The 13,774-nt window shown below is 63.4% G+C and carries 8 protein-coding genes; 3 read left to right on the forward strand and 5 right to left on the reverse strand.

The window, feature by feature from the left end:
* The first annotated feature begins 114 nt into the window (after positions 1 to 114).
* Complete coding sequence (locus PLU72_11805; protein HOT28867.1) at positions 115 to 1,290, forward strand: hypothetical protein; 1,176 nt, start codon at positions 115 to 117, stop codon at positions 1,288 to 1,290.
* Between the two features lie 362 nt (positions 1,291 to 1,652).
* On the opposite strand, the gene PLU72_11810 is transcribed toward PLU72_11805, so the two are convergent.
* The 3 genes from PLU72_11810 to PLU72_11820 all read right to left on the reverse strand — a co-directional run bounded on the left by PLU72_11810 (position 1,653) and on the right by PLU72_11820 (position 6,205).
* Positions 1,653 to 2,927, reverse strand: a complete 1,275-nt coding sequence (locus PLU72_11810) for an aspartate kinase (GenBank protein HOT28868.1) — start codon at positions 2,925 to 2,927, stop codon at positions 1,653 to 1,655.
* Positions 2,924 to 4,249, reverse strand: coding sequence for a diaminopimelate decarboxylase (gene lysA, locus PLU72_11815; GenBank protein HOT28869.1), 1,326 nt, complete (start codon positions 4,247 to 4,249; stop codon positions 2,924 to 2,926). Before lysA ends, PLU72_11810 begins: the two co-directional genes overlap by 4 nt.
* 168 nt (positions 4,250 to 4,417) lie before the next feature.
* Positions 4,418 to 6,205: a hypothetical protein gene (locus PLU72_11820; protein ID HOT28870.1), complete on the reverse strand. Its 1,788-nt coding sequence runs from the start codon at positions 6,203 to 6,205 to the stop codon at positions 4,418 to 4,420.
* Between the two features lie 134 nt (positions 6,206 to 6,339).
* Between PLU72_11820 and PLU72_11825 the strand changes: the two genes are divergently transcribed.
* Positions 6,340 to 7,587 carry a hypothetical protein gene (locus PLU72_11825; GenBank protein ID HOT28871.1) on the forward strand — a complete coding sequence of 416 codons (1,248 nt, stop codon included), beginning with the start codon at positions 6,340 to 6,342 and terminating at the stop codon, positions 7,585 to 7,587.
* A 16-nt stretch (positions 7,588 to 7,603) separates the two neighbouring features.
* Here the strand turns inward: PLU72_11825 and PLU72_11830 are convergent, their stop codons facing one another.
* Both PLU72_11830 and PLU72_11835 read right to left on the reverse strand, forming a co-directional pair.
* A complete protein-coding gene (locus PLU72_11830; GenBank protein ID HOT28872.1) occupies positions 7,604 to 7,879 on the reverse strand; it encodes a DUF4258 domain-containing protein in 276 nt (91 codons plus the stop codon).
* Between the two features lie 90 nt (positions 7,880 to 7,969).
* Entirely contained in the window at positions 7,970 to 11,701 is a 3,732-nt protein-coding gene (locus PLU72_11835; protein HOT28873.1) for a HEAT repeat domain-containing protein, read from the reverse strand.
* Positions 11,702 to 11,818: 117 nt separating this feature from the next.
* Here PLU72_11835 and PLU72_11840 point away from each other — a divergent pair, with 117 nt between their 5' ends.
* Complete coding sequence (locus tag PLU72_11840) at positions 11,819 to 13,750, forward strand: adenylate/guanylate cyclase domain-containing protein (GenBank protein HOT28874.1); 1,932 nt, start codon at positions 11,819 to 11,821, stop codon at positions 13,748 to 13,750.
* The last annotated feature ends 24 nt before the right edge of the window (positions 13,751 to 13,774 follow it).

The raw sequence follows: 13,774 nt of genomic DNA on the forward strand, positions 1-13,774 counted from the left end.
GCAACGGGCGCAACCCCGATGGACCGGCCCACGCGTTCCTGCGATCTGGGTCCGGGCATTGATTAAACCCGGACATGGAGTATAATCGGTTAGTTCACATCGGAGAAATCGACCGTGCCGACAACCCGATTCCTTCCCCCGATCCTTCCATTCGAGCCCCCTTCCGCTTCGGGGGACCCCCTCCCCTGCGGTACACCTGCGGCCGAGTGTTTCGAGGGACCCGCCCTGGGCGAACTCCGGATCGAGACACCCCGGGTGAAGGCCAGAACCGCGACCGCAAGGATCGCAGCCTCCTTTGGCCCGGTGATGATCCTGACCCTGCTTCTCATCGTCTGGGGAACCGCTTCTTGGGGACAACCCGCTTCCCCGGCCGAATCCGTCCCAATGAAGGTGGAGGTGGGGCTTTACATCATCGACATCGCCAAGCTCGATCTGAAGGAAAATCAGTTCTACGCGGATTTCTACATCTGGTACAAGTGGTCCCGGAACCCAGACCTGGATTGGAGCCCCGAAAAGGTGGAGTTCATGAACGGAACCATCGAGACGGCCACAAAACTGGCTTCCGAAACTCTCGCCAGCGGAAAGGAGTATGCCTCACAACGGATCAAGGGAACCTTTCGAGGCCGCTTCAAGCTCCATTCCTACCCTTTCGACACCCAAACCCTTCCCATCATCCTCGAGGATCAGGAATCGGGAATCCATCGCGTGGTCTTCGTTCCCGACCCGGATGTCCCGGATTCCCGGAAGTGGGTCGAAGCGGACGTCCAGGTTCCCGACTGGCAGATCCAGGGCACGAACGCTTTCACCGACGTCCATCACTACGACACGAATTTCGGGGATTCCACGAAAATCAATTCCGAACGGAATTCCCATTACTCCCGTTTCACTTTCCAGGTGAAACTCGGCCGATTTTTCATCCCGCACATGATCAAGTTCATCATCCCATTGCTGGTGATCGCCGGGATGGCCTACATGGTCTTCTTCATCAACGCAAAGGAATTCGAGGCCCAGTGCGGGATCTGCGTGACCTCCCTCCTTTCCGCGGTCGCTCTGCACATGTCCCAGGCTGACGCCCTTCCGGCGGTCGGGTATCTCGTACTCTCCGACAAGATTTTCATCCTCTTCTACGTCACGATTTTTTCGGCGCTTGTTCAGACCGTCGTCGCCAATAACTACGCGAAGACCGGGAAGGTCGATCTTGCGATGAAACTGGACTGGCTTTTCCAGATCATCTACCCCCTTGCGATCCTCGGAGGAACCATCCTCGTCGTCCTGACCACCCCTCCCTGAAGGGCACCCCGAAACGTTCGCCTGCCGGCTTCCGCCAGGATTTTTGAGGAAGTCATCGGGGCGGGGCTGTTCAAATGCCCAAATGCCTGGATGGCGACCACGGCTCCAGGCATTGAACAAGCTATTCCAACGTAGATTTCATTCGGGGGTTTCGCGGAGGAGGTCGTCGTAGATGGCGGTGGAGCCGGGGATCAGGAGGAACATGGCGGTCTTGAAACGCTTTGCGGCGGCGTCGCGGCGACCGGTATGGCAAGACCGGCGAGCCAGGCCAGCAGGAGCGCCGCCCAGGCACTTGCGCGGCAGTCCCGGGGCCGTGAATGTCGAATCGTCTCGTGTCCGTCCATGCCGTCAGTCCTTCGAAGTCAAAACGAGGTTCCGAACGTCTCCTTTTTCCTTTTCGGGGGGCGCCTGACGGCGGGAACCATATCCATATCGAATGCTTTATAAACAGTCTGGAGAGCATCGTCCAGCCGGTCCCGATCGATGACGCAGGAGACCTTGATCTCGGACGTGGAGATCAGACCGATGTTGATTCCGACCCCGGCCAGGGCTTCGAACATCCGGGCGGCAACCCCCGGATGGGAGCGCATTCCCGCCCCGATGATCGAGACCTTGGCGATCTCGGTCTCGGCGATCACCTCTCCGTAGCCTTCCTTCCGGGCGAGATCCTTGAGAATTCGCACGCCCTTTTCGAGATCCGAGCGGGGAAGGGTGAAGCTGAGGTCGGTCAGCCCGCCTCGCGTACGATTGAGCACGATGACGTCGACATTGATCTCGACAGCCGCCAGGGCGGAGAAGATGTTCCCCGCCACTCCCGGCCGGTCGGGAAGATCCAGCACCGAGACCTTGGCTTCCTTCACATCGTAGGTGATCCCGCAAACGGCAGCCTTTTCCATATACCGATCCTCCTCCTGAATCCAGGTTCCCTCTTCTTCCGAAAAACTGGTCCGGACGTGCAGACGGACCCCGTTCTTCATCGCGCACTCGACGGCCCGCGGGTGAAGCAACTTCGTCCCGAGGCTCGCGAGCTCGAGCATCTCTTCGTAGCTCAGGGCATCGAGCCTCCGGGCGGTGGGAATTTTCCGGGGGTCGGCCGTGAACACGCCGCTCTCGTCTGTGAGTTTCTCGCAGACATCTGCCTTCAGGGCGGCAGCCAGCACCACCGCCGTTATGTCGGAGCCCCCGCGGCCGAGGGTGGTGATCTCCAGCGCGTCGGTCATGCCCTGAAATCCCGCCACGATCACGATGTTTCCGGCCTCGAGGGATTTTTGAATCCGCTCCGCGTCCACCTTGAGAATGCGGGCCTTGGTATGGCTGGAATCGGTGATGATGCCCACCTGCTGGCCCGTGAAGGAAACGGCCGAGTGGCCGAGGGACTTGATCGCCATCGCCAACAGCGCGGCACTGGCCTGTTCCCCCGTCGCCACCAGCATGTCGAGCTCGCGATCGGGCGGGCGTGGCGCGATCCGCTCGGCGAGGCTGATGAGCTTGTTGGTGGTCGACCCCATGGCCGAAACGACGGCCACGACCTGGCTTCCCTGTTCCCTGACCGAAACGATCCGCCTGGCGACGCGACGGATGAGGTCCGGGGTCGCGACGGAACTTCCCCCGTATTTCTGAACGACGAGTCTGTTCATGACTGGCTCCGATAGGGGTTGAAGTCGTTGCGGAGGAGGTCGGAAAACGTCTCCCGGCGGACCAGGAGCCGGCTCCGGCCCTCCGCGAGGCCCACGACGGCGGGGCGCGGCAGGCGGTTGTAGTTCGAGCTCATGGAATAATGGTAGGCTCCGGTGCAGAACACGGCGAGCAGATCGCCCGGCTCGGGCTCCGAAAGGGCGGCCTGGTAGATGATCATGTCGCCGCTCTCACAGGCCTTCCCGGCCACGGAGTAGGCCTGAGCGGGGGGGCGGCCGGCCTTGTTGGCGAGCACGGAGGTGTAGATCGAGCCGTAGAGCGCCGTTCGGGGGTGGTCGGCCATCGAACCATCGACGGCGATATAGGTCCGGATGCCGGGAATGGGCTTGACAGCGCCAACGGTGTAGAGGGTCAGCCCGGCGGGGGCCACGATCGACCGGCCGGGCTCGATCCACAGCCGGCGCGGCATCGGCATTCCCAGTTCGCTCGTCTTTTCGCGGACGGCGGCGCAGAGCGTCCCGACGTATTCCTCGATCGAGGGAGGATAATCCTCGCTCGAATACCGGATTCCCAGCCCGCCGCCCAGGTCCAGTTCCCACTCTTCGCCCGGGAAGAGGTCGCGCAGGCGGCCGATGAAATCCAGGGTGATCCAGGCCCCGGCCCGGAAGGCCGCAAGATCGAACAATTGGGACCCGATATGGCAGTGCAACCCGACAAGCCGCACGTTCTCGAGACCCCGGGCGATGCGGATGGCCTCCTCCGCCTGGCCGTTCTCGATCCCGAACCCGAACTTGGTGTCGAGATGCCCCGTCTGGATATGGTGGTGCGTATGAGTGTTGATGCCCGGCGTGGCGCGAAAGAAGATCGGCTGCACCTTCCCCGCCCTTCCGGCGAGCTCGTCGAGAAGGCGGAGCTCGTACAGATTGTCCACCACGAATCGCGAGACCCCCAGTTCCAGGGCCAGTTCTATTTCGCCGGGGGTCTTGTTGTTGCCGTGAAAAAGAACCCGCTCCATCGGGAACCCCGCGGCGGATGCGGTATGCAGCTCCCCTCCCGAACAGACGTCCAGTCCCATGCCCTCACGATCGAGCAGGCCGCAGAAGCCGGTCGTCAGGAAGGCCTTCCCCGCATACGCCACCGTCGCCTCGACGCCGTGCGAGCGAAACGCCTGGACATACCGCCGGCATTTCTCGCGGGCGATGTCCTCGCTGAGCACCCAGAGCGGAGTGCCGTATTCCTTCGCCAGTTCGACCGTATCGACCCCGGAGAAAAAGAGTCGACCATCCCGTATGGAAAAGCCCTCGATATGCGACAGATGTGACATTTCCTCCCACTTCGCTGTACACGGAATCCGCGACTTCCGACGTGTCGCCGGTCGGAGTGGAGTATAAGGGGGAAGCCGGCAGGAAACAAGAACCGATTCGTCAATCCGGTGTTTCCCGCAGAAGGTCGTTCTGGATGGCCCATTGATGCGGGTCGGGGCACCGCGCCGTCACTCCTCAGGGGTCAGGATGCCGTAACAGCGGGCGAACCAGTAGGCCATGAGATACCCGACCGGCGCGACCCGTCCGGGGCCGTCGCTGCCGCTGACGATGCGGCGCGGGCACTCCTGCCAGATGAAGATGTGCGGGGCCCGCTTGTCGATCGGGAACACACGGTCAGCCTGGTTGCCGTAGCGCTCGAACCGGTCCGGCCACGGCAGCACCCGCAGGCCCGGCTCGGCGCCGTTGTCGACGCGCCGCTGGCGCTGATCTTCCGGATACCGTTCGAGCGTCCGTTTCGCGGCCGCCAGCAGGTCGGAGGAAAGCGAGGCCGTGCCGTGAACGTGCCGGATGTAAGTGTACAACGGGTTCGCCTCGTCGGCGATGGGAAGGAACGCACGGTCGACGCAGTCGCGCGCGGCCGGCTCGATGCCGCTCTCCCGGAGGCCTTCCATCAGCCCGAGCAGGGCGAACTGGGTGATGTTCGTGCCGACGTAGCTGCGCAGGGCATCCGACAGCTCGTCGAGATTCGACGATGCCATTTCCCGCCAGACCGCGGCGCGCGCCTCGAGCTTTTCGGCGGGCTTCGTGAAACCGAGATTTCGGGCGGCGGCGGCCCAGGCGTCAGCGTCGTCCGCAAGCCGCCCGAGCCAATCGAACCCGCGCGGGCCGCGAAGGCAGTCGAGAATACCTATGAGCATATTTCCGCGAAGATACCCGACCGCGAAGGCAACCGCACGGGCGACCGGAGATATAAAGCTTATTATATTTGAATAACCGGGCCTGAATCTCCTGCCGGCTTCGAGAGCAAGATCGGCGAGCGAGACGTGGAGCTGCGCGATCAGCCGGACGGCCACGTTTTCGTTGATACCGAGAAACAGGTCGCTCACCAGTTGGGACGTCTCGGACGCAACTCGCGGATAGGCGCGGCGGCCGCACAGCTCGTCGCGAAAAAACCTCTCGAGATCGGGGTCTTTCGTGATGCGTGCGGCGGTGCCGGTCATCAGCAGGGCCCGCAGGGCCTCCCCTCCCCTGATCGGCGGAGGCCTGAACGTCGCCAGCACCTCGGCCATCGTGGCGTTGTAGGGAACGCTCCGGCAGAAGGCGTTCACCGGGAAATCATCGACTCTCGCCCACTCCTCCGGGGTGATCCGGTCCTGGTAGCAGTAATCGGGCGAGACGCTGAACATGCTCTTCGGCGTCCCATCGATCGTGGCGACGAGGGCGAGGTCGTTACGCCGCAGGTTTCGGCCGGCCGCGAGCACGTCGGAGGCCACCCGTTCCCGCAGTCCGGCGTCGCGGATCACCGGCCAGGCCAGCATCCAGGCGAGAAAGATGCCCGTGTACTGGTCGCGGGACGTATCGGTGTTCCAGACGAGGTCCTGGTTTGGCGGCGCGCCCGGAGCGAGGTTGTTCCGCCCGGGGAACCAGCTGCGATGCCCGAAATATCGGCCGAGAAACCCGTCCCCGCCGCACAGGAGGTGAAGCCTGTGGAAGGCCTCCAGCGAGGTTTCGACCGCCGCCAGCGCCTCGGGGTCTTTCGTGGCGCGCCATCGGAACACTTCGGCGGCGATCCAGGCGCCCGTCCAGATCGTCGAATCGCCGCCTCCGGCGGGCATGAGGAAGCCGCCGTCGGGGCCGGGAACAGCATCGAACACCAGGCCGTTCGGGCAGTGCAGTTTCCGGATCGCCTCCTCGAACCGCATCGCCTTGTCGTGCAGTGGTCCCGCAAAAAGGCACGAAACGGAAAAAAACATCGGAAGAACAACCATGTATATTATATAATTTATATTTCTCACACGAAGCCTCTCGCGCTCATCTCATCGTCGCCCCGGCGCGAAGATCGGACGGCCGACGCGGGCCGTCGCGGGAAAAAGCGCCGTCGCGACAGTATACTATGGACAACCGACGGCGGGCCCGATACACTTTCCACGTGTCGAAACGAAAGAAGAACGGAACGCATCCGACAACCCCCGCCAACTCCGGCCTAAAGACCGTGGCCGCTCCTCAGCCGTCTGCTCCCTCCCAGGCCGCGTCGGCGTCGTCCCGGGCGAAGGGCGCTCCGGCACCGGAGGCAGCGCCCGACGAGACCTGTCTGATCGCTCCCTGGTCGTGGTGTTTCACCCGGTTTTCCTCGGCCTTGGCCGCCACGCTGGCCTTCTCACCCGCCCTCTGGCTCGTCCTCGTCGCGGTCCGCTCGGGCCTGTATCCCGGGGATCCCTGCTACTGGAACCACGAGATGACGCTCGTGACAGCCTTTACGGCGGCCGGTGCGATCAGCCTGTTTCTCGCGCGTCTGCTCGGGCGCCTGGTGGCGAACCTGTCGCGCATGCATCCAGACATGGCGGATTTTCTCGGTCGGCTCCGCGACCGGTTCCACGACTGGCGCTGGCTCGTTCCCGGCCCGCTCCTGCTCGGGGCCCTGGCGATCTCGATCCGGTATGTGACCGCCGGGGAGTTCACCCCCTTTGCGTCAACGCACGTCGATATCCTGTTTTCCGTCTGGCTGCTGGTCGGTTTTTTCTTCGTGCTCAACGCGACCGTCCTGTGCGGCCGGTATACCGAACTCGTCAAGCGTATCGCCCATGAAATCGCGTCGGGCAAACTCGGACGGGCCGAAACCATTCTGTTGAGCCGTTTTTACCTGAACGTCGCGGTGCTGGCGACGATCCATTTCAGCTTCTGCGTCATCATCATCTACACCATGCACCTGCTTTACACCTATAACGGCATGATGTGGCCGGCGTATGCCCTCCTGCGCTGGCGGCCGGGCCTTGGACTTGCGGGACAGATCGCCCTGCTCGTGAAAGACCCGCTGTTCATCGAAGTGGTGATCTTTTTCGGTCTGCTGGGTCTCGCATCGCTGGCCCCGTTGCTGTATTTCACCTACCCACAGTGGGAGGTCCACAAGCTGCTGGACGTGCGCCGTCGGCGGCTGCTCGATGAAGCGCAGAAGCGCCTCGACGAGATCGAGACCCGCCTGCGCCCCGACTCTCCCGAGGCCGATTTCGAAACGTTCAGCCGAAGGCGGCTCATCGCGCAGGCGATCGAGGAGATGCCGACATGGCCGTTTTCCGGCTACGGAACGGCGGGCACCCTACTGCTGATCGCCATGCCCGGCTTTCTGGTTCTTCTCAAGGAAGTCTTCCTGCAGGCGTTCGTCCAGCTGCTCTTCTCCTGACCCCGTCCGGGCCGGCTCAGTCCCCGGTTTCGTAGGGCCAGCAGACCGTGATGACGCGAGGAACGTCGCAATCCTTCACGATGATCTTGATGACGTCGCCGTTGAACCGCGCGCCCACGATGGCAAGGCGGTCGCCGCCGCGGTCCGGCCATTTTTTCATGACCCGCCCGTTCACGATCGCCTCGTGCACCTGCTTGATGTAGATGCCCCGGGCAATCATCTGCTCGTAGGCATGTCGCGTGACATGAACTGTACCGGCAGCTATTTTTTCAGCGATCTCTTTCCGTCCCATGTCTCCGTCCCATCACGGAAGATTGCGTTCTCGAACTGTACACGCGCCCCGAACTCCGCGCAAGACGGAACCGGAAAGCGCAGGTCCTTCTCAGCCCTGCTTCTGGAGCTGGGAGATGGCTTTGAACAGCAGGTCGCGCTCTTCGGGATCGGCCACTTCCGGCAGGTATTCCATCAGCCGCTGGGTGTTCCCCGGGTCGCCCTGGACCGCCATCGACCGGATCGCGTTGAAACGCACGAGCGGCGAGCCGTCGCGAAGCAGGTGCTCCAGCAGAACGGCCGCTTCCTGCCCACGGATTCCTTTCAGGACATACGTCGCGGAATCGCGCATCTCCACTCGGGGGTCTTCGATCATGCCCCGCAACTCCTCGAGCATCGTATCGGGGCCGAACGCCGACATCGCCTTGATCGCGTTGGCCTTGACGCGGTTGTCATCGTCACGGAGCAGGGTGACCAGAACCGGAATCGCCTCCCTGCACCCGTTCTCCTCGAGGGCCTCCACGGCGTTCGCACGCACCCGCGGCAACGGCGTCGCGAGAAGGTCCGAGCAGATCGGGACCAGTTCCGGCGCGTGCAACCGTCCAAGAAGCTTCGGAAGAGTTTCGAGAACCTCACGAGAAGGGGGGCGGGATATATATTCTTTCCAATATAAAATATCGCGCGGCGTCGACGCCTCGACAAGCCTCAAAATATCGGCCAACTCGGGGGCATCGGGGAGTCTCCCGATTTCCTCCCCGATCGCTCCAGCCGTTTCATCGACAGGCGCGCCTGGCACCTCCGGCGCCGCACGTTCGGGTTCTCCGACAGCGGCCGCAGCCGGGAAGGGCGGGAGACCGTCGAACAGGTCTTCGGCGCCGCCGACGGCCGTACCGCCCGCCGCCACGGTCTCCGGAGGAGGAACCGGAACACCAGCCACCGCATCGAGATCGTCGAACAATCCACCGCTCTCGATCGCGGAAGGAACGTCGGGAAGCGCGACCTCTTCGGCCTGCGTTCGTTCCGGAAGTTCCGCCGCCACGGACGTCACGGTTTCCCCGTCTCCAAAAGGTTGCTCTGCCGGCACGCCTGAAACCGGCGACTCCGGGACGAAAGCAGGCGATTCTTCTGCAGACACGTCGAATGCCGACGGCTGCGGCTCAGCGACGTCGACATTGCCCAGGGCTGAAACGGGTTCCACAGCTGGAGCGGGCAGTTCTTCAACGGGCGGAGGCTCCACGACGACCGAGGCGGGTTCCGGCACGGGCTGATCGCCTGTATCGGGTGAAGAGGACGGCATCAGGCGCGACATCGCCATGACGAACGCTTCGGTCTTCATCGTCTGGGAGCGGAGATGATCACGGGCTTTCTGCGCGTGGTAGCGAGTTCCGACGTCTTCGGACAGAACGTGGCCGTCCAGGGCTCCGGCAAGCTGACGGAAGTGCTCCTTCGAGACGAAGCGCAGGGCCAGCACCCGCTGCATGGCATCCCCCACACGCTGTCGGTCCATTCCGCCAAGAGAGGTCACGATCGGATGCAGTTCGGTTTCCGTCTGGCGCTCGGCCACGTCGAAGAGGCGCCACCATTCCCCGGCTTTCCCGTCAGCGGCGGCCGCGGCGACCAGCTGTTCGAACCGGTCGAACAGGCCCCGCATCATCAGCGCCCGCAGAAGCACATACCAGACTTCTTCAGACCCATTCTTGTGCCAGGTTTTCTCGAGAAAATCGATCGCCTCCGCCGTCAGCTCCAGAGGATCAGCCGTCCGGTAATACTCGCCGAGCACCCGCCCCATTGCCTCATCCTGGGGGAAGTGCGCCAGGTAGCGGCCCAGGACGGGCAGCACCTCGGGTGTGACCGGTCTTCCCGCCAGGACGGCCTTGCCGATCTTTTCGACCAACTCGCGGTCATCGAGGCGGCCGGCGGCGTATCGCACGATGAAGGAGAATTGATCAGGCGTCTGGGCGGGAAGCTTCAGGTAATGCCGGCCGAGCATCCCGACGGCATCGGGATCGGCCGGCCGGATCTCGAGAACCAGCTCGGCATATCGAATTCCCTTGACCGAATGCCCGGTTGCGAAGGCGCACCGCGCGAGCAGTCTGTATAACTGCAGTTTGTCATCGGTGTCGCGAGCGGCCGAAAACCGTTTTTCGAGAGATCTGAGGGCGAGGCCCGGGAACACCCTGGCGAGGACGGCGATCCACGTCCAGTAGAACCGCTCCCACCAGGCAAAAAACACGTGCATGCTCCGACCGAGCAGGAAGATGGCGGCGAGCATGAGGAGGGGAACGAACTTCCAGCCGTGACGCCACAGCCAGAGGATGCGAGCGGGCCACCTCAGGAAAGGGCTGTTCGGATCGATCGCCTGCGCCGCCGCGAGCTCCTTTTCGGCGTCGGCATACCGGGTCTGGCTCATGGCCACGCGCATCTTCACGTAGGGCGGCCAGAAGCTTTGCGGGGCCTTCTCCGCAAGACGGTCGACTTCGGCAACGAGGGTGTCGGAATCCTTCCAGCCCAGTTCGCAGTCAGCAATCAGGCCCATCTCCCAGACCCGGATGACACGCTCGGTCGAGTTGCCGAGCGCCGGGTTGCGATTCAGCAGCCGGCGCAGTTTTTCCCACTGGCGGGCGTCGAACAGGCTTTTCGCCTCGTCGAATCGTTGCGAAACAAGGAAACGGGACTCGAGCAATTCCTGCTCGAGGGCCTGAAGCCGCGCCGTATGCTCAGGCGTCGCGGCCCCGAGAGCGCCAAGTTCCCTGAGAGCCTGGCGGGCGGCCAGGATGTCGTCACGCCGGTCGGCGGCGGCGAGTTTCTCCAGGAACTCTTCCGCCAGCACGTTCCGGCGGGGGGCTTTTTCTCCGGCGGCCACGGCTGCCGTCGCGACAACGGTATCCGAGAGTTTCGCCAGCATCGATCGGGCCTGCGGATTGTTCGGATCGAGCCGCAGGATCTGGGTGCAGAGATCGCGTGCCAGAGACGGCCGCCCGTCGCGCATCGCCCGTAGCGCCGAGGCCAAGAGGTCGTCTACCCGCCTGGCCGTCTGAAGCCGTTGCCGGAAGGCAGGGAGAGCGCTCAAAGCGGGGTCGAGCCGCTCGAGGCCGTTCAGAAGAATCTGCGCCTGGGCGAGATCTCCTATGCTGAGGGACGCGTCGAGGCGGCTCAGCACATCGGGAATACGGCGGACGGCGGTTTCCCGGGCGATGAGAAGCCGTTTCGAAGCGGATGCGGCATCGGCATCGCCGCCCCGCGCGAGAAGCTCGAGGCACTGGGCTCTGAACAGCGGCATATCGTAGGTTGCGTACAGTTTTTCGAGTTGCTCGAGGACGTTTTTCCAATCGGGAGAGAGGGCGCCGGAGACGCGCGGAATGAGCGCGTCGAGCGCTCCCTGGGCTTCCGCGGCGGCGACGGATGCTTGGTCGGGCCGGGCGAGCAGGAAGTCGAGGTAGGCAAGCCATGCGTCGGGCAGTTCGGGAGCCAGCTGAACCGCGCGGCGGAACTCCGAGAGAAGCTGCATTCGGCGCTCTTTGTCCGGGTTTTCCGTCGCAGCGGCCCTGTTCGACGCGCGCCGCGCGATGGCTCCGGCAAGCTCAGCCCGGATATCCGCGGCATCGCTGGCGACGGCGAGTTTCTTCTCGAGGTCGGCCACGAGAGCATCGAGATCGACGGAAGCAGGGGGCTTCTTTTCGATGAAAACCGCCTCTGAGACCGAAGCGGGGGACACGAGGGGCGGCTGCTTCTTTTTCGACGGAGCCGCCCCCGCGGGCGCATCGCCCCAGAGAGAGACGGATAGCGACAGGAGAGCAAGGAATGCCGGTGACTTCCGTCGGAAACGCATCACGCCATCAGGCATACGATCTTCTCCCAAATCCGTCGACACTGGAAACGCGCGGGCGCGGGTGCATCGCTTTCTTTGTCCATGATACCATGTCAGGCATCCAGTATCGGGAATCGGAAGAGAGGAATCCGGATGAAAATTTCAGCCTTCGACGCGATGGATCCGGCGGCGAAACAGGCCGCCCTGATGCATATCAAAGCCGATCAGACCCGTCGGAAAGAAGACTACCTGCTCGCCCTGCACGCACTGACCGACGGCGACCAGCAGGTCCGCCTGGCCGCAAAGCTTGTCAGCCAGGCGTTCTCCGGTCAGCCTTACTTCGTCGATCTGAAGGGACTTTCCACGGACGAGATCCGGGCGAAGATCGCCGAACGCTTCCCGGAGCTGAAGGAAAGCGGGCCGACGCTGGCCGAACTGCCGCAACAGGAGCGTGACTACCAGAAGCTCGCGTCCGACCTGCAGGCGCGCGGCAGGCAGGCCGAATCGATGAACGGCGTCTGGGAAGGCCGTTTTCCGAAACAGGCGGCGCTTCTGAACACCCTCCGAACCGACACCCAGGAGCTCCTCGCCGGTCTGCTGGAGCCGGGCGAAACCTACGATCGCGCCTTCATCGGCTTCTTCACCGAGCAGCTCGGTCCTTTCCGCGAGTGCAAGCGCTCCCTCGACAGCAACGCCGCCACCACTCTGGTGCATCTCTCCCACGTCCGCGACCCGGAAGCGGTTTCACCGGTGTATGCGACCCTGTTCGGCCTCGTCGAGCGCCCAATCTATCTTCTGGTCCTGCTTACGGGGAAACGGCTGCTCCTGTTCCTGCGCGACCAGCTGAAAGCGTCTTCCGCCGCGGTCCACGCCGTTCCCTGCCAACTGATCACGTCGGTGAAGGGCCGTCGCACGCCGCTCGGATACGACATCGAGCTCGAAACCGCCCAGGACATGCTCAAACTGCCGCAACTCTTCCACCCAGACGGGGAGGAGCTCGAAAAGCTGCTGAGAGAGCGAAGCATCGAGACGATCCAGTCCTCCGAGGAGTTCATCGAACGGGACTTCGAGAAGGAGATCGCACGGCTCGACCGGCTGTTCCAGGCGAAAACCGTCTCGCCGTCGGAATACATGTTTCGCAAGAGCCGGCTCCAGAAGATGGAGCTCGAGAAGTTCTCCGACGCGAACGTCGAACGCCTTCTCGCCAAGCGGTTTTCCGACGCCGGGCTCGGGAAGAAATTCGATGAGCAGCTCCTGAAGAAGTTCACTTGCGAGCGGACCGTCATGTTCACGGATATCGTCGGCTATTCAAAGAAGGCGGCGCAGAAGGAACTGATCGACACGATGACGCTTCTGGCCGTGCATGACAAGACGCTGATGCCGATCATCGCCGAGTTTCAGGGCCGCCTGATCAAGAAGATCGGCGACGCGCTGATGGTCGCATTTGAAGACCCGCTCGCCGCCTGCCGCTGCGCGATCCGCATGCAGGGCGCCCTGATCGAACTGAACCGGTCGAGTTCCGAGAAGATTCTGATCCGCATCGGCCTCAACACCGGAACCGTGTTCGTCAAGAACGAGGACGTGTTCGGCGACGCCGTGAATGTAGCGGCGCGTATGGAATCGATGGCCCAGCCAGGCATGATCTTTCTGACCGAGGCGACGCACGCGAAGGTCGGGGGCGAGATCCCCTGCAGCGACTGCGGCGAGCGGAGCGTCAAGGGGCAGCGGCAGCCGCTGCGCGTCTACATGATCGTCGACGAGAGCCACAGCTCCGCCGAAATGCTCGAGCAGGCGAACGAGTTCCGGCGAGAGATGGGCATCGCAGAGCCACCGGAGGCGGCGTCACCGATTCCCGCGGCGGCCTCTTCCCCATCGCCGCACGGTGCCGGCGGGCCCCGTCCCGCAGCGCCGGAACTGTCCGAAGCGCCGCCCGACACGCCCGACGCGTGCGTCGATGCCGTCAGGTCCTCCGTTCTGGCGGCCGTCGAGTGGTACAAGAAAGGCGTGCATCTCGGCCGGCCGAGGAACGCGGAGGTGGAGGCCTGGTTCACGCGGTTCGTCAGGGAGCTGCAGCACCGCCTTTGAGCGCGGCGTGAGGGGCGACGTCGT

The sequence above is a fragment of the Candidatus Ozemobacteraceae bacterium genome (assembly GCA_035373905.1).
In the GTDB taxonomy this organism is placed as follows: domain Bacteria; phylum Muiribacteriota; class Ozemobacteria; order Ozemobacterales; family Ozemobacteraceae; genus MWAR01.

Bases quoted from the DNA above. Each gene is read 5' to 3' on its own strand.
- PLU72_11810 (HOT28868.1), bottom strand. From the start codon at position 2,927: ATGAACAGACTCGTCGTTCAGAAATACGGGGGAAGTTCCGTCGCGACC.
- lysA (HOT28869.1), bottom strand. From the start codon at position 4,249: ATGTCACATCTGTCGCATATCGAGGGCTTTTCCATACGGGATGGTCGA.
- PLU72_11830 (HOT28872.1), bottom strand. From the start codon at position 7,879: ATGGGACGGAAAGAGATCGCTGAAAAAATAGCTGCCGGTACAGTTCAT.
- PLU72_11835 (HOT28873.1), bottom strand. From the start codon at position 11,701: ATGCCTGATGGCGTGATGCGTTTCCGACGGAAGTCACCGGCATTCCTT.
- PLU72_11840 (HOT28874.1), top strand. From the start codon at position 11,819: ATGAAAATTTCAGCCTTCGACGCGATGGATCCGGCGGCGAAACAGGCC.